Source organism: Streptomyces alboflavus, from assembly GCF_000716675.1.
Taxonomy (GTDB): domain Bacteria; phylum Actinomycetota; class Actinomycetes; order Streptomycetales; family Streptomycetaceae; genus Streptomyces; species Streptomyces alboflavus.
Genome location: NZ_JNXT01000041.1, coordinates 18,854 through 34,161 on the forward strand (window position 1 = coordinate 18,854; position 15,308 = coordinate 34,161).

15 protein-coding genes are annotated in these 15,308 nt (G+C 70.3%); 6 read left to right on the top strand and 9 right to left on the bottom strand.

Annotated elements, in window-relative coordinates; translation table 11 throughout:
* The first annotated feature begins 74 nt into the window (after positions 1-74).
* A complete protein-coding gene (locus OO63_RS27625) occupies positions 75-491 on the top strand; it encodes a pyridoxamine 5'-phosphate oxidase family protein (protein WP_030362068.1) in 417 nt (138 codons plus the stop codon).
* Between the two features lie 183 nt (positions 492-674).
* Here the strand turns inward: OO63_RS27625 and OO63_RS42490 are convergent, their stop codons facing one another.
* A complete protein-coding gene (locus OO63_RS42490; protein WP_051811263.1) occupies positions 675-1,046 on the bottom strand; it encodes a Rieske (2Fe-2S) protein in 372 nt (123 codons plus the stop codon).
* Between the two features lie 322 nt (positions 1,047-1,368).
* On the opposite strand from OO63_RS42490, the gene OO63_RS27635 reads away from it, so the two are divergent.
* The 3 genes from OO63_RS27635 to OO63_RS47605 all read left to right on the top strand — a co-directional run bounded on the left by OO63_RS27635 (position 1,369) and on the right by OO63_RS47605 (position 4,367).
* Positions 1,369-2,358: a hypothetical protein gene (locus tag OO63_RS27635; RefSeq protein ID WP_030362070.1), complete on the top strand. Its 990-nt coding sequence runs from the start codon at positions 1,369-1,371 to the stop codon at positions 2,356-2,358.
* On the top strand, positions 2,355-3,335 hold the full coding sequence (locus OO63_RS27640; RefSeq protein ID WP_030362071.1) for a helix-turn-helix transcriptional regulator: 981 nt from the start codon (positions 2,355-2,357) through the stop codon (positions 3,333-3,335). The genes OO63_RS27635 and OO63_RS27640 overlap by 4 nt, the downstream gene beginning before the upstream one ends.
* Before the next feature lie 663 nt (positions 3,336-3,998).
* A complete protein-coding gene (locus OO63_RS47605; protein WP_346009340.1) occupies positions 3,999-4,367 on the top strand; it encodes a helix-turn-helix transcriptional regulator in 369 nt (122 codons plus the stop codon).
* On the opposite strand, the gene OO63_RS27650 is transcribed toward OO63_RS47605, so the two are convergent.
* The 3 genes from OO63_RS27650 to OO63_RS27660 form a co-directional block, all read right to left on the bottom strand.
* Positions 4,364-4,795, bottom strand: a complete 432-nt coding sequence (locus tag OO63_RS27650) for a hypothetical protein (RefSeq protein ID WP_030362073.1) — start codon at positions 4,793-4,795, stop codon at positions 4,364-4,366. The two genes, OO63_RS47605 and OO63_RS27650, sit on opposite strands and share 4 nt — an antisense overlap.
* Positions 4,792-5,421 (bottom strand): MmyB family transcriptional regulator, encoded by a 630-nt coding sequence (locus OO63_RS27655; RefSeq protein WP_157854064.1) that lies wholly within the window; start codon positions 5,419-5,421, stop codon positions 4,792-4,794. Before OO63_RS27655 ends, OO63_RS27650 begins: the two co-directional genes overlap by 4 nt.
* A gap of 373 nt (positions 5,422-5,794) precedes the next feature.
* On the bottom strand, positions 5,795-6,775 hold the full coding sequence (locus OO63_RS27660; RefSeq protein WP_030362075.1) for an MBL fold metallo-hydrolase: 981 nt from the start codon (positions 6,773-6,775) through the stop codon (positions 5,795-5,797).
* 296 nt (positions 6,776-7,071) lie between these two features.
* On the opposite strand from OO63_RS27660, the gene OO63_RS47005 reads away from it, so the two are divergent.
* Together OO63_RS47005 and OO63_RS27670 are read left to right on the top strand one after the other, a co-directional pair.
* Complete coding sequence (locus tag OO63_RS47005; protein ID WP_051811255.1) at positions 7,072-8,331, top strand: helix-turn-helix transcriptional regulator; 1,260 nt, start codon at positions 7,072-7,074, stop codon at positions 8,329-8,331.
* 153 nt (positions 8,332-8,484) lie between these two features.
* Complete coding sequence (locus OO63_RS27670; protein WP_078619393.1) at positions 8,485-9,687, top strand: helix-turn-helix transcriptional regulator; 1,203 nt, start codon at positions 8,485-8,487, stop codon at positions 9,685-9,687.
* Positions 9,688-9,996: 309 nt separating this feature from the next.
* Here the strand turns inward: OO63_RS27670 and OO63_RS27675 are convergent, their stop codons facing one another.
* The 5 genes from OO63_RS27675 to dnaK form a co-directional block, all read right to left on the bottom strand.
* The gene (locus OO63_RS27675; RefSeq protein ID WP_030362078.1) at positions 9,997-10,515 is read right to left on the bottom strand and encodes a hypothetical protein; all 519 of its coding nucleotides are present in this window, start codon (positions 10,513-10,515) and stop codon (positions 9,997-9,999) included.
* Between the two features lie 206 nt (positions 10,516-10,721).
* Positions 10,722-11,177 (bottom strand): heat shock protein transcriptional repressor HspR, encoded by a 456-nt coding sequence (locus tag OO63_RS27680; protein ID WP_030362079.1) that lies wholly within the window; start codon positions 11,175-11,177, stop codon positions 10,722-10,724.
* Positions 11,178-11,181: 4 nt separating this feature from the next.
* A complete protein-coding gene (dnaJ, locus tag OO63_RS27685; RefSeq protein ID WP_030362080.1) occupies positions 11,182-12,381 on the bottom strand; it encodes a molecular chaperone DnaJ in 1,200 nt (399 codons plus the stop codon).
* A gap of 84 nt (positions 12,382-12,465) precedes the next feature.
* Positions 12,466-13,194: a nucleotide exchange factor GrpE gene (gene grpE / locus OO63_RS27690; RefSeq protein WP_030362081.1), complete on the bottom strand. Its 729-nt coding sequence runs from the start codon at positions 13,192-13,194 to the stop codon at positions 12,466-12,468.
* Positions 13,194-15,065, bottom strand: coding sequence for a molecular chaperone DnaK (gene dnaK, locus OO63_RS27695; protein ID WP_030362082.1), 1,872 nt, complete (start codon positions 15,063-15,065; stop codon positions 13,194-13,196). Before dnaK ends, grpE begins: the two co-directional genes overlap by 1 nt.
* Positions 15,066-15,308 lie beyond the last annotated feature (243 nt).

Sequence of the window (15,308 nt, forward strand, 5' to 3'; positions counted from 1 at the left end):
ACAGCGTACATAAAGTTGAGTCTATTCCGCTCAAGGGTGGGTGGGAACGGATGCGCGGGCTAGGTTTCCTGCCCATGAGCATCGACCTGGGCGACCCGCCCGCCGCCTACCTCAGCTTCTGGCGCGAGCGCCATCTCTGCACCCTGACGACCCTGCGCCCGGACGGCACCCCGCACGTCGTCCCGGTCGGCGTCACCTTCGACCCGGAGGCGGGCATCGCCCGCGTCCTCGCGAACAAGTCCAGCAGGAAGGTGGCCCACGTCCTCGCGGGGACCGGAGTGGACGGTCCCGGCGCGCGGGTCGCGGTCTGCCAGGTCGAACGGCGGCGCTGGGCGACCCTGGAGGGCCTCGCCGAGGTGTCGGCGGAGCCGGGGCGGGTGGCGGAGGGGATGCGGCGGTACGAGGAGCGGTACGGACGGGTGCCGTCGCCGAACCCGGACCGGGTGGTGATCGAGATCCGGGTTACGCGGGCGCTGGGGAAGGTGGGCTGAGGGGCGCGGCGCTTGGCCGGGGCGGGGTGGGCTTGGCCGGGGCGGCTCGGCCGGGGCCGCTTGGCCGGGGCGGCCGGGCGCGAGTATCCGCGCACACCACAGCGGCGCCACCGTGTTCAGGTCCACGGTGGCGCCGCTGCTGGGGGAAGCACCTGCGCGATTTACAACGACGGGGGAATCGCGTCAGGCGCTGCGGGGGGTGGCTGCGAGGGAGTCTGCGGAGGCGGTCTGCCGCTCGACGGCTTGCCGGTCGGCCTCCCGCTTGCGCTTGTCGATCACTTGGTGGTCGCGCTGGTCGAGGTTCACGAAGACCATGCCGTACCGCACGGCACAGCGGACCGGCTGCGGCGCGCCGCGGGGGCGGCGCAGGCAGCGGTAGGCACGGATGTCCTCGTCGTCGTCGCGGACGATGACGACGGGTTCTCCGACCAGGGTGACCATCAACGAGTCGCCGGGGTGGGGGATCGCGGTGACGAGGTCGATGAAGTGCCAGCCGGAGCGGTAGGCGGTGGCCATTTCGCGACGGAAGGTGCGGTCGTCAGGGGGAGTGGCCATGACCGGACCACCCCCGTAGCAGCGGACGGCGTAACGCTCCACGAGACATCACCGGTCGTCGCCGCCGATGATTCGTCGCTCGATACCGCAGGCCTGGGGCTACTCCACGCCACGTCTCCGGGAGCTACCGCGATGAAGGCTGCGGCGGCGAAGGCGATGGCAAGCACCGAGCGAAGCATTCTTGGGAACATGATCGGCTTCGTCCTCACTTGATAGGTCCTCTCCCCCGGCTCCAAAGAGACGATGTCTTAATCGAGCACGTTGAAGCCACAGGAGCGATGCATCATGTTCCTGTACGTTCAGGACCCTGGGGGGTGGAGATTTGCTCACAACAGGCACGAAACAGACACATCCTCACCTCATCACCGAGCTCTGCGATGAGGGAGCGCGCCTCTACGGCAGCGCACTGAGTGCCGGCCGTATCGCTCGGGCGGAGGTTGAGACCGCGCCATGCCTGCTGGAGTTCGCCCTTCTGCACCCCGACCCGGACGATGCGAACTGGCTCCGTCCGGTTCCACCGTCAGCGGTACTGGCGCAGCGCCTCCATCCTATTGAGCGCGAAATTAGTGACCGGCGACGGTTCTCCATCGAACTAGCCGACGCTTTTGAGCCGTTCATGGCCATCAGCGCACAGCCCGCCGAAGCGCTCAACGCGATCGTTGTTCTCGAAGGCCTGCCAAGCATCAACGCGACTCTGGACGCGGCAACGAACGCCTGCACAGAGGAGATACTCACCATCCAGCCGGGCGGCATCCGGCACTACGACGATCTGGCCAAGTCTCTCGCCCGCGTGAAGGAACCCCTTCACCGCGGCGTGCGCATGCGTACGCTCTATCAGCACACAGTGCGTCACGGTCCAGGAGTCTTTGCCTACCTTGAGCAGCTCGAATCCAACCAGGTCGAGGTGCGGACGCTCGAAGAGAGCATCGACCGCATGATCATCTTTGACCGATCCATGGCCCTCATTCCTGCCCGCCGCGACCGTCAGGTCGCCCTGGAACTGCGCCATCCGGGCCTCGTCGAGTACCTGGTCTCCGTATTCGACCAGTTCTGGCAGAAAGCAACCCCCCTCTCCGAGGAACCTCACTACCCTTCCGCCGCCGACGGCATCACGGGAGTCCAGCGCACCATCGCCCGCCTCCTCATCGAAGGCCACGTAGACGAAGCCATCGCCCGCCGCCTCGGCATGAACGTGCGCACCTGCCGCGCCCACATCGCCAAAATCGCCGCCGCCCTGGGCAGCGGAAGCCGCGCCCAGCTCGGCTACCTCATCGCCCAGTCCGGCATCCTCGAGCAGGACAAACCGAGATGACCACCGAACCGCGCCCGCACCCTCACGGCCCCGACGAGTTGTGCGACGCGGGTTCGGCCCTCTACGCCCGCGCCCTGCGCGAGGGCCGCGTCCGCCACCGGGAGGCCGACACCGCCCCCTGCCTCATCGACTTCGGCCTCCTCCACCCCGACGTCGAGGACATGACGTGGCTGCGCCCCACCGCGCCCGCCGTGGCCCTGCCCCAACTCCTGCGCGGCATCGAGGACCACATCGCCCGCCACCGGGAGCGGGAGGAACGCCTGACGGCGATGTTCGAGCCGCTGATGGCCCTGGACGCGCGGCAGGCGGCCGGCGGGGAGCCCCCCGAGATCACCGTCCTCGACGGCTTCGAGCGCATCAACGCGGCGATCGACCGGGCCATGGCCGACGCCTCCGAGGAGGTCCTCACCGTTCAGCCCGGCGGCGTCCGCTCCCCCGAGGTCCTGGCCGACGCTCTCCCCCGCGAACAGGAACTGCTCGCCCGCGGCTGCCGCATGCGCACCCTCTACCAGCACACCACCCGTCACTCCCTCCCCGCGCTCGCCCATTACGAGCAACTGGACGGCGACGTAGAGGTACGCACGCTCAATGAGGTAACCGAACGCATGGTGGTCCTGGACCACTCAGTGGCTTTCATCCCCGCGAGCAAGGACCGCACGGTCGCCCTCGAAGTACGCCAACCGGCCATCGTCGACTACCTCATCACCACCTTCGAACGACTGTGGCGACTGGCCACGCCGATGTTCCCGCACGCGGCCCAGCTCCCCGCCGAGAACGGCATCACCACCCGTCAGCACGCCATCGCCGAACTCCTCGTGGAAGGCCTCACCGACACGGAGATAGCCGCGCGGCTCGGCATGAACGTGCGCACCGCCCGCGAACACATCGCGAAACTCGCCGCGATCCTCGGCAGCAACAGCCGCGCCCAGCTCGGATATCTCATTGGTCAGTCAGGGATCCTCGACCAGAATCACTAGCTGTCGGGCACCTGAGGCGGGGGACTTCGGGCAAGTACGGGGAGAGGCAGCGACGTGATGGTGGAGCACAGTCCGCACGCGGAAGAGCCGTTGTGCGACGTCGGCAGAGACACATACCTGCGCGCCCTCCAGGAGAGAAGGCTCCGAATTCACGAGGCCGACGGGATCACTTGCCTCGCCGACCTCGGCCTCCTGCACCCGGATGCCGATGACCCGCTGTGGCTCCGGCCCGTGGCGCCATCCGTAGCCCTGCCTCAACTGCTCCACCGCGTGGAAGAACACATTGCCCGACAACGGTGGCTCGGCGCGCGAACAGCCATCGCCTTCGAGTCACTCATGCCACTGCCCGACGCGAAGGGTCCCGCGTCACCCTCGTCGCCCGTTACGCTCCTGGACGGGATCCATCAAATAATGCCGGCCATAGCCCGGGCAGCAGACAGGTCCTCCCAGGAGATCCTCGTCATCCAGCCCGGCGGCAAACGGCCCGCCGAAAAGCTCCCCGCAGGCATCCCCATAGAGCAGGGTGTGCTCGACCGAGGCGGACACATGCGCACGCTGTATCAGCACACAACGCGGCATTCGCAGCCCGCTCTGAACCACTATGAACAGCTGGATGGCAACGTCGAAGTACGCACATTGGACGAAATCCCGAAACGCCTCATCATGTTCGACCGTACATACGCGTTCGTCCCCGCCAGCAAGAGCCGCGACGACGTCGCACTCGAACTCCGGCAGCCAGCCATCATCAACTACCTGGTCGCCACCTTCGAACTCCTCTGGCACCTGGCCACCCCCATGTTCCCCAACCCGGAACCACTCCCCACCACAAACGGCATCACCCCCCGCCAACAGGCGATAGCCGCCCTCCTCACCGAAGGCCTCACCGACGCCGACATCGCCGCCCGCCTCGGCATGAACGTCCGCACGGCCCGCGTCCACATCGCCAAACTCTCGGCGGTCCTGAAGAGCACCAGCAGGGCCCAACTCGGCTACCTCATCGGGAAGTCAGGAATCCTCACGGACAGGCCCTAGTGGTACACCGCCCGCTGCAAGGGCAGCCCCAACGCCCGCAGCGCCGAGCGCACCACACACTCCGCGTCCAAGGCCTCCGCGCCAAGATCAAGCACAGCGGACTGCTCCCACCGCACCGACGAGGGGCGCCCCATGCTGACCTGCCAGACAGGCCCGCGGTCGTCCAGGGCGATGTTGAGGACGCGGACCACGGAGACCTTGGCGACGACCTGGAGGGGGAAGTCGCCGGCCAGCATCTGGCGGTCCACGACCCAGGTCACGGGATAGCCGCGGCCGTTGAGGTCGGCGGCCATGGCGTGCAGGAGCGTGGCGAGCGAGGCGCGCTCCAGGACCGGACCGACCGGGGGCGCGGGGGTGACCGGCGCCATCGGGGCCACCTGGCCTACCGTCAGCGTCGGCACCGCCGGTGCGGCCTTCTCCAGCCTCATGCCGATGTCGGCTTCTCGTCGAGCAGGTCGAAGAGCAGCACCACATGCCGCGCGCCCGGTGAACTCGCCGGTTCCGAGACGACCATCGTGATCTGTCCGGGGCCTTTTCGCGGGTGGTAGAGGGGCCGGACGTCACCGTCGGGGTGGATGTACACCTCGGTGCTGCGCTCGTAAATGGGCCCCGCGTACTTGTCGCGTTTCACGTCCGCGTTCAGCCGCGCGAGCGAGCGGTTCTCCGGATGCTGAATGTGGGCGAGCCGGATCTGGTTGAGAATTCCGGGCGCCCAGCGCGTCTCCCAGTCCGTGAGAATGTGATCGCGGGCCTCGTCGGCGAGCGCCATCCACCGCATGGTGTTCTCCGGCGGTATGCCGCCGTCGAAGATGTCGGCGAACGGCTGGTTGTACGCGACCAGATCCCATTGGACGTTGTTCACGTACGAGATCTCGCGCTGCCCGGAGACGGCCCGCTGCCACGCCGCGGCGGCGGGCATCAGGACGCCGTCCGTGGGGTCCAGGGGATGCGGCGGCCGCTGGCCGAGGCTGAGCAGATAGACCTGGGTGAACTCGTCCTCGCTCATGCGCAGGATCCGCCCGACCTCGCGCAGATAGTCGTCGCGCGGAGACATCTTTCCGCTTTCGAATCGGTGGTACGTACCCACCGAGCGGTTCATGAGGATGTCCATGTCGGGTTGTGCGAGACCGTGCACGCGGGGCCCGGGACGCCCCGTCGGCTTCGGCGTCAGACCCACTTCCGCGGGGGTGATTCTGGAACGCAGTTCTTTGAGTATGCGACGCAGCGCTTCCTCGTCCACCGCGCCCCCCTTTCCCGCTTCCCCGCTCCCCGTAGCCATGAACATGGCCTGCCACGGGCACGGTTCCTGCACCATAAGCCCAAACGAGTCGCCGACCAACAGATCGTATTCAGCGGGCTCTTCCGCGTAGCGGCCGGGTGGTCGCGGCGGGGCGCGGACGGACGGGGGAGCGGTTCGGACGCGGAGGTCAGCCGGCCGCCACCGTGGCGTGGTGGTGCGTGTACGCCCAGCGTGCCGCCTGCGTGGCCAGGTCCACCATCTCGATGGGCGCCGTGGCCTCGCCGAGGTGGTGGTACTCGATGAACGTCAGCATGACGACCCGCTCCGGCGCACCCAGGTGCGGGTGGAATCCGCCGGCGAGGATGTCCGCCGCGGCCTCGTACGCGCCGAGCCCCCGCCCGTGCCGCTCCCTGATCTCCCCTTCCAGGTCGCGCAGATAGCCGATGTACGCGCGCACCCCGTCGGGCCCGATGACCCTGCCGTGGCCGGGCACGATGTGCTCGGCGTCGAGCGCGAGCACCGCCTCGGCGGCCCGGACGACCTCGGCGAGCGGCCCCTCCCAGTGCACGGGGTGGTCGCCCTCGAAGATGACGTCGCCCGCCATCACGACGCCCTGCCCCGGCAGATGCGCCACCAGGTCCCCGGCCGTGTGCGCGGGCCCCACTTCGAGCAGGCGCACCTCGATGTCCCCGACCTGGAAGTCGTACGAGCCGTTGAAGGTGACGGTGGGCGGGACCACGGTGATGCCGGTGTAGTCGTACGCCCCGAAGCGTTCGCGCGCGTACCAGCCGAGCGGGTTGGCCGGATCGCTCGCGTGCACCAGGTACTGCATCTGCTGCGGGGAGATCTCGCGGCAGTGGCGCTCCAGGCTCGCCTGGGAGCTGATGATCTCGGCGCCGGGGAAGAAGGCGTTGCCGAAGCAGTGGTCGCCGTTCGCGTGGGTGTTGACGATCGTGCGGACCGGGGTGCCTGCGGGCAGGGTGCGGTCGGCGGCGGCGATGAGCGCGCGGGTCATGCGCTCGTCGTAGGGGGTGTCGATGAGCGCGGTGTCGTCGCCCGAGGTGATGAGCAGGCAGTTGGCGAGGCCCCAGGAGCCCGCGGCGCCGCGCGGCGCCCAGAGGTAAAGGCCGTCGCCGCTCAGGGCGGTGAGGTCCACAGGAAGGTCCATGGACGTATTTTCGTCGGGAGTCGGGGGTTCCCCGGCTGTGGGGATGGCCACAGTGGCGCCACCGAGTATCGTTGAATCTTGAATAATTGGATTCGCATCGCAGGGGATAAACCCGCCATTGATATCGGTTCTCCCGTTGACAAGGATGGCGAGTCACGAAGGATGACAGCTCACGGAGGATGACGGCCCAGGCTCACAACTCGCGGGTGCCCGCCCGAGGGTGACGGCTCGTCGGTGACAGCCGACCTCGGCCGCCGTCATTCGCGCGATCACTGCAATCCGAGCAGGGGGAGCATGTGCAGGACGTAGCGACGCAGGCAGCCCCCACCGCCCGCGGGGGCCCGCAGGGCACGGCCGGGTTCCGCCTGACCGGACCCGCCCCGGGCGGGGAGCCCGCCGCCCGCCACCACGTGCCGCACGAGCCCGTGGACGTGTGCGAGGCCGGCCGCGCGCTGTACCTGCGAGCCCTTCAGGAACGCCGAGTTCCCGCCAAAGCCGCCGCCGCCACCCCCTGCCTCATCGACACCGGGCTCCTCCACCCGGACCCCGACGACGCCACCTGGCTGCGGCCCACCGCGGCCGCGGTCGCCCTTCCGCGCCTCCTCGACGACATCGAGGGGCGCGTCGCCCGCCAGCGCGGCCGCGCGACCCGGCTCGCCGCCTCCTTCGAGCCGTTCCTGCGGCTCGGCGCCGACCGGACGTCCGACCTCTCGGCCTCGCCGGTCACCGTGCTCAAGGGCATCCCGCGCATCCGCCTCGCCGTCCGGCAGGCGATGGCCGAGGCCTCGCAGGAGATCCTCGGCATCCAGCCCGGCGACTCCCGGCCGAGGCTGCTTCCGCACAACGAGCCCTGGCGCCTGGAGGAGTTCGCCGCGCGCGGCGGGCACATGCGGATGCTCTCGCGGCCGCGTACGGCCGACGACGTGCTGCCGGGGCTGCGGCGGCCCGAGCCGTCCCCGCACGGGCCCTCCGTCGTGGGGCCCGCCGCGCCAGGACCCTCCCTGCCGGGCTCCTCCCCGCCCGGCCCCGGACAGCCCGGATCCGCCCCGACCGGACCAGGACAGCGCGGTCCCGGCGGGTCCGGGCCCGCGAGCCGCGCCCGTACGACTCCCGCCCCCTGGGCCCCCGCGCCCGCGAGGGCTGTCGGACGTGAGGTCCGTACGCTCGACGAACTCCCGCCCTGCCTCCTCGTCTTCGACCGGGACGTCGCGTTCATCCCGGCCGTCGAGGACGGCTCGGTCGCCTTCGAGCTGCGCTCCAGCGCCCTCGTCAGTTATCTCGCGACGGCCTTCGACATCCTGTGGCGCCTGGCCACACCCCTGTACCGCGAGGACGCCCCGGCCCCGCCCGAGCAGGAGATCAGCGACGTCCAGCGCGCCATCGCGCACCTCCTCACCGAGGGCCGCACGGACGCGGAGATCGCCCGGCACCTGGACATGAACGTCCGCACCGTCCGGCTGCACGTGGCCCGGCTCGCCGCCCTCCTCGGCAGCCGCAGCCGCACCCAACTCGGCTATCTCATCGGCCGCTCGGGCCTGGTCGAGCACCACCGGTAGGCACACCGCGCGCCCGCGCCCACCCCCGCGCACGGGCCCGCCCCGGCACGCCGTCTCCGCGATCCCGCGCGCCCATGGCCTCATGGAGGTGCTGCCCCCGGCACGCACCGCACCGCCGAGCGCGGGCAGCCTGATCGGGGAGGGAGTACGACCATGTCCAGCGAGCAGAGACCCGGATCCACGGAGGACCCAGCACCCACGACCGCCCCGCCCGACCCACCCCCCTCACCCGACCCGAACGCCCCTCACACCCCCCACGACCCCGACACCCTCTGCCCGCCCGGCGCCGCCCTCTACGCCCGGGCCCTGCGCGCGGGCCGCGTCCACACCCGCGAGGCCGAACCGACCCCGTGCCTCGTCGACTTCGGACTCCTTCACCCCGACATCGACGACATGCAGTGGCTGTTGCCGAGCGAGCCCACGAGCGCGCTGCTCGGCCTCCTGCGGGGCATCGAGGAGCAGGTCGGGCAGGAGCGGCAGCGCGAGGCGGAGCTGATGGCGGCCCTGGAGCCCCTGCTCACCCGCGTACCCGCGGCGCCGGACATCCCGACCGACATCCCCGTTCAGCCGGAGAGCCCAACCGGCGCCCCCGCCCGGCCGGGCGGGCCCACCGACACCACACCCGGGCCAGAAGGCCCCACCGACACCCCGCCCCACCCCGCGCGCCCCGTCAGCCCCGCGCGCCCCACCAGCCCCGCCCTCACCCTCCACACCTCCCTCCCCCGCATCACCCACGCCATCGACGCGGCCGTGTCCCGGTGTGCGGAGGAGGTCCTGACGATCCAGCCGGGCGGGTTCAGGCCGATCGCGGACCTCGGTGCCGCGCCGCCGCGCGAGCAGGCGCTGCTGTCCCGGGGCTGTCGGATGCGCACGCTCTACCAGCACACGACCCGGCACGCCTTCCCCGTGATCGCGCACTTCGAGCGCCTCGACGGCGACGTGGAGGTGCGGACGCTGAGCGAGGTCACCGACCAGCTGGTCGTGTTCGACCGGGCGGTCGCGTTCGTACCGGCGGACCGGGACGCCACCGGGGCCCTGGAGATCCGCGCGCCCGCCGTCGTCGGCTATCTGGTGGCGCTCTTCGAGCGGCTGTGGCGCCTCGCCACGCCGATGTTCCCGCACCCGGCGGCGCCGCAGCCCGCCAAGGACGGCGTCACCGCGCGACAGCGGACCATCGCCGAACTCCTCGTCGAGGGCCTGACGGACGCCGAGATCGCCGACCGGCTCGGCATGAACGTGCGGACCGTACGCGTCCATATCGCGAAGCTCACCGGCACCTTGGGGAGCAGGAACCGCACGCAACTCGGATTCCTCATCAGTCGCTCAGGAATCCTGCGCCCCGGGCACCCCGCGTGAATCACGATCGTCCGGATTTGCCGCTACTTGCCCCCACCTCCGCCCCTTGCACCGCAGCAAGTTGACGGTAGCGGAGCGTGGGCGAGCCGTTGCATCGTGGTGATGGCGGCAGGGAGCGGCCAGAGCCCGTCTCAGGTACTGGAACCGACCGCTCCCGGCGGCCGAGTGGCTCTGTCGTGGTCTCCCCCCGCAGAGTCGCGCTTCCCTAAGGGGTTGCCCCGGTTCGGCCGCGTCCCGTGGCCGAACCGGGGCGCTCGCGCTTCGGGGGGAGTGAGCGCCCCGTCCCGCGGGCGGCCCGGGGTGGGCTGCTCAGGCGTGCGCCGCGTGGTCGTCGGCCCACTCCTGCAGCAGTCGCTCCCGCTCACCCCTGCGGGGCGAACCGCCCTCGTGCGCGCGGCCCCACGCGGCCATCGCGGCCAGCGTGGTCATCAGCGTGGCGGCGCCCTCGGTGAGGCGGGCGAGCAGGGCGCGCGAGAGGTCGTACTCCTTCTGGGAGTAGCCCACGGCGGCGGCGACGTACGCCGTCAGCTCGATCTCCTCGTCGGCCGTGCCGACGCACACCGTCATCGTCGGCGCGTCGTCACCGCCGCCCATGCCGACCGTGAGCGCCATGTCGACGACGGCGCCGACCTGCCGCTTCAGGGACCGCACGGGCACGTCCTCGACGGTGAGCGCCTGGACGTCGTCCCACAGCCACAGGCCGGACTGTCCATGGCCGATACCGGCGATGCCCTCGGGTGTCAGGCGCACCCCGGGGGCGAGCCCGGCCGGTTTCGATCCCACGTACACATCGCCTTCGGCGATCCAGAACAGCCCCACCATGGCCATGGTCTTCCAGCTCCCCCTGTGCCGAGCACAGCGCTCGATTCGATTGCGCGGTCGGGCGAGACGGGCTGGTCAGGGGCGCTCCGCGCCCGGCCCTCGGTCGTCGTTCCTCGCCCCGCCCACTATAAGGAGGCAAGCGAGCGGGCCGGGAGTTCCCCGAGGGAGCTCCCGGCCCGGACAGAGCGCGGTGCGTGCGCCGGAGCGCGCGGTCAGGCCTCCGGCGACCTCTTCGGCCGCCACACCACGAGCGCGCTGGTCTGCTGCACGTCCTGGTACGGCACGAGGTCGCGGCGGTACGAGGCGTGCACCGCGGCTTCGCGCTGCTGCATCGCCGCCGCGGCGCCCTCGACGGCCGCCGACAGCTCGGCCACCCGGGACTGGAGCGCCGTGACCTGGTTCTCCAGCTCGATGATGCGCTTGATGCCCGCCAGGTTGATGCCTTCCTCCTGCGACAACTGCTGGACGGTGCGCAGCAGTTCGATGTCGCGGGCGGAGTACCTGCGGCCCCGGCCCGCGGTGCGGTCGGGCGAGACCAGGCCCAGGCGGTCGTACTGCCGCAAGGTCTGCGGATGCAGGCCGGAGAGCTGGGCCGCCACCGAGATGACGTACACCGGGGTCTCGTCCGTCAGTTGATACGGGTTGCGTCGGCGGCCGTCCCGCTCCATGAGGTCACGCTCCCTTCGCGGCCTTGAACAGTTCTGCCCGCGGATCGGTGTCCGCAGTCGCCTTGCGGTAGGCCTCAAGGGCCTCCTGCGCGGCGGGGGTGAGGGTGGTCGGCACGGCCACCTCCACGGTCACGAGCAGATCGCCCCGGGTGCCGTCCTTGCGGACCGCGCCCTTGCCGCGGGCGCGCATGGTGCGGCCGTTGGGCGTGCCGGGGGGCAGCTTCAGGGTGACGGGCGGGCCGCCCAGGGTGGGCACCTTGACCTCGCCGCCGAGCGCCGCTTCCGCGTACGTCACCGGCACGGTCACCGTCAGGTTGTCGCCCTTGCGGCCGAACACCGGGTGGGCGTCCACATGGACGACCACGTACAGGTCGCCGGCGGGGCCGCCGCGCTCGCCCGGGGCGCCCTTGCCGCGCAGGCGGATGCGCTGGCCGTCGCTGACGCCCGGCGGGACGCGGACCTGCATGGTCCGCGAGGACTTGGCGCGGCCGCTGCCGTGGCAGACCTCGCAGGGGTCCTGCGCGATCAGGCCGCGGCCCTTGCAGTCCACGCACGGGTCGGTCAGCGAGAAGCCGCCACCGCCGCCGCGCGAGACCTGTCCGGTGCCCACGCACGTCGGGCAGACGCGCGGGGTGCCGTTCTTGTCGCCCGTGCCCGAGCAGGCCTTGCACGGGGCCTGGGACGACATGCGCAGCGGAACTGTCGCGCCGTCCACGGCCTCCGTGAAGCTCAGCGTGACCTCGGACTCGATGTCCTGGCCGCGGCGCGGCTGCGTACGCGTGCCCGCGGTCGCGCCGCCGCGGTTGAACAAGCCCCCGAAGACGTCACCGAGGCCGCCCCCGAATCCGCCGGCGCCCGTCTGTCCGCCTCCGCCCGGGGCGCCGCCTCCGAAGAGGTCGCCCAGGTCGAAGTTGAACGATCCGCCGCCGCCGGGGCCGCCCGGGCCCGGCCTGAATCCTCCGCCGTTGCCGAAGAGCGCGCGGGCCTCGTCGTACTCCTTGCGCTTCTTGGGGTCGCCGAGGACGTCGTTCGCCTCGGAGATCTCCTTGAAGCGCTCCTCGGCCTTGGCGTTGCCCTTGTTGGCGTCCGGGTGGTTCTCGCGAGCCAGCTTCCGGTACGCCTTCTTGATCTCGGCTTCGGTGGCGTCCTTGGGGACGCCGAGGACCTTGTAGTAGTCCTTCTCGATGAAGTCCTTGGTGCTCATCCCCGACGTCCCTCCTTCCCTGTCATCCGGCGGGCCCCGGCGCCGAGGTCGCCCTCGGCGCCGAAGCCGCCGTCCGTGTCGGCGTCAGCCCTCGTCCGGGCCACCGCTCTCCTTGCCCTTGGCGTCCGCGGTGTCCGCGGCGCCGTCGGCCTTGCTCTCCGCGTCCGCGGGCGCGCTGTCGTCGCCCTCGGCGCCGGACTCCGCCTTGACCGTCTGCGCGCCGGGCTGAGGCTCGGCCACCGCCACGCGCGCGGGGCGCACGATCCGCTCGCCGATGCGATACCCCGGCTGGAGAATCGCGACGCACGTCGTCTCGGTGACGTCCGGTGCGTAGCTGTGCATCAGCGCTTCGTGGATCGTCGGGTCGAAGGGCTCGCCCTCCTTGCCGAACTGCTGCAGACCCATCTTGGCGACGACGGTCTCCAGCGCCTCGGCGACGGACTTGAAGCCGCCGACCAGTTCGCCGTGTTCCCTCGCGCGGCCGACGTCGTCGAGCGTCGGGAGCAGTTCCGTCAGGAGGTTCGCCGCGGCGATCTCCTTGACCGTCACCTTGTCCCGCTCCACCCGGCGGCGGTAGTTCTGATACTCGGCCTGCAGCCGCTGGAGATCCGCGGTGCGCTCGGTGAGCGCGGTGCGGACCTGGTCCAGCTGGGCGGTCAGGCCCACGATCTGGCTTGCGTCCCCGGCCGGGGCCGCCGGGCCCTCCTCGGTGGAGGGCCCGTCGGCCTGCGGCGCCTTCTCTTCAGGGGTGGCGCCGGAGGGGACGTCGGGCTGCTCGGCGTTCTCGCCGAAGCCCGGGGTCTCCTCCGTCATCAGGCAGCGCCGCCCTTCGCGTCACCGGGCTTCTCGTCGTCGACGATCTCGGCGTCCACGACGTCGTCTTCCTTGGACATGTTCGGGGCCTCGGCGCCCGGAGCGGCACCCTCGGCGCCGCCCGCGGCCTGCGCGGCCTGGGCGTCGGCGTACATGGCCTGGCCCAGCTTCTGCGAGACGGCGGCGACCTTCTCGGCGGCGGTGCGGATCTCGGCCGTGTCCTCGCCCTTGAGCTTCTCCTTCAGCTCGCCGACGGCTTCCTCGACCTCGGTCTTGACGTCGCCGGGGACCTTGTCCTCGTTGTCCTTGAGGAACTTCTCGGTCTGGTAGACGAGCTGCTCGCCCTGGTTGCGGGACTCGGCGGCCTCGCGGCGCGACTGGTCCTCCTCGGCGTACTTCTCGGCCTCTTCGCGCATGCGGTTGACCTCGTCCTTCGGCAGCGAGGAGCCGCCGGTGACGGTCATCTTCTGCTCCTTGCCCGTGCCGAGGTCCTTCGCGGTCACGTGCATGATGCCGTTGGCGTCGATGTCGAAGGCGACCTCGATCTGCGGGACGCCGCGGGGCGCCGGGGGCAGACCGGTCAGCTCGAACATGCCGAGCTTCTTGTTGTACGCCGCGATCTCGCGCTCGCCCTGGTAGACCTGGATCTGCACCGACGGCTGGTTGTCCTCGGCCGTCGTGAAGATCTCGGAGCGCTTCGTCGGGATCGTGGTGTTGCGCTCGATCAGCTTGGTCATGATGCCGCCCTTGGTCTCGATGCCGAGGGACAGCGGGGTGACGTCGAGGAGCAGGACGTCCTTGACCTCGCCCTTGAGGACACCGGCCTGGAGCGCGGCGCCGATGGCGACGACCTCGTCCGGGTTCACGCCCTTGTTGGCGTCCTTGCCGCCGGTCAGCTCCTTGACGAGCTCGGCGACGGCGGGCATGCGGGTGGAGCCACCGACGAGAACGACGTGGTCGATCTCGGAGAGCTGGATGCCCGCGTCCTTGATGACGTTGTGGAACGGCGTCTTGCAGCGCTCCAGGAGGTCGGACGTGAGCTGCTGGAACTGGGCGCGGGTGAGCTTCTCGTCCAGGTGCAGCGGGCCCTCGGCGGACGCCGTGATGTACGGCAGGTTGATCGTGGTCTCCGTGGAGGAGGACAGCTCGATCTTCGCCTTCTCGGCGGCCTCGCGCAGGCGCTGGAGCGCCATCTTGTCCTTGGAGAGGTCCACGCCGTGGCCGTTGTTGAACTGCTTGACCAGGTAGTCGACGACGCGCTGGTCCCAGTCGTCGCCACCGAGGTGGTTGTCGCCGTTGGTGGCCTTCACCTCGACGACGCCGTCGCCGATCTCCAGGAGGGACACGTCGAAGGTGCCGCCACCGAGGTCGAAGACGAGGATCGTCTGGTCGTCCTTGTCCAGGCCGTAGGCCAGGGCGGCCGCGGTCGGCTCGTTCACGATGCGCAGGACGTTCAGGCCCGCGATCTCGCCGGCCTCCTTGGTGGCCTGGCGCTCGGAGTCGTTGAAGTACGCCGGGACGGTGATCACGGCGTCCGTGACCTTCTCGCCCAGGTACGACTCGGCGTCGCGCTTCAGCTTCTGCAGGATGAAGGCGCTGATCTGCTGCGGGTTGAAGTTCTTGTCGTCGATGCCCACCTTCCAGTCAGTGCCCATGTGGCGCTTGACGGAGCGGATGGTCCTGTCGACGTTGGTGACCGCCTGGCGCTTCGCAACCTCGCCGACCAGCACTTCACCGTTCTTCGCGAAGGCGACGACGGACGGCGTGGTCCTGGCACCCTCGGCGTTGGTGATGACGGTGGGCTCGCCGCCCTCCAGAACGCTGACGACGGAGTTAGTCGTGCCCAGGTCGATGCCGACCGCACGTGCCATTTCAATGCCTCCAGATAACTTCTTGAGTGGAACTCACTCAAGAATGCATCAGGGGTTCCCAGGAGTCAACAGACCTGAGTCGGGCCGACTCAACTCTTATCTCGCCCTTACACGCAACCCCAGGGGGCACCATCTGAGCCCGTCCGGCGATTGAGGACGAGCGCGGAGCGCGATCAGGGGCCACCCCGGGGCGCGGCGCCCTGTTGCCGCACAGAGCGGACGCCATAGCGACGCAGATCACCG

Coding starts and splice junctions, on each gene's coding strand:
- OO63_RS27640 (WP_030362071.1), top strand. CDS start 2,355: ATGACCACCGAACCGCGCCCGCACCCTCACGGCCCCGACGAGTTGTGC.
- OO63_RS27660 (WP_030362075.1), bottom strand. CDS start 6,775: ATGGACCTTCCTGTGGACCTCACCGCCCTGAGCGGCGACGGCCTTTAC.
- OO63_RS47605 (WP_346009340.1), top strand. CDS start 3,999: ATGTTCGACCGTACATACGCGTTCGTCCCCGCCAGCAAGAGCCGCGAC.
- OO63_RS42490 (WP_051811263.1), bottom strand. CDS start 1,046: ATGGCCACTCCCCCTGACGACCGCACCTTCCGTCGCGAAATGGCCACC.
- OO63_RS27675 (WP_030362078.1), bottom strand. CDS start 10,515: ATGGCCATGGTGGGGCTGTTCTGGATCGCCGAAGGCGATGTGTACGTG.
- OO63_RS27650 (WP_030362073.1), bottom strand. CDS start 4,795: ATGAGGCTGGAGAAGGCCGCACCGGCGGTGCCGACGCTGACGGTAGGC.
- grpE (WP_030362081.1), bottom strand. CDS start 13,194: ATGACGGAGGAGACCCCGGGCTTCGGCGAGAACGCCGAGCAGCCCGAC.
- dnaJ (WP_030362080.1), bottom strand. CDS start 12,381: ATGAGCACCAAGGACTTCATCGAGAAGGACTACTACAAGGTCCTCGGC.
- OO63_RS27680 (WP_030362079.1), bottom strand. CDS start 11,177: ATGGAGCGGGACGGCCGCCGACGCAACCCGTATCAACTGACGGACGAG.
- dnaK (WP_030362082.1), bottom strand. CDS start 15,065: ATGGCACGTGCGGTCGGCATCGACCTGGGCACGACTAACTCCGTCGTC.
- OO63_RS27625 (WP_030362068.1), top strand. CDS start 75: ATGAGCATCGACCTGGGCGACCCGCCCGCCGCCTACCTCAGCTTCTGG.
- OO63_RS27670 (WP_078619393.1), top strand. CDS start 8,485: ATGTCCAGCGAGCAGAGACCCGGATCCACGGAGGACCCAGCACCCACG.
- OO63_RS27655 (WP_157854064.1), bottom strand. CDS start 5,421: ATGTCTCCGCGCGACGACTATCTGCGCGAGGTCGGGCGGATCCTGCGC.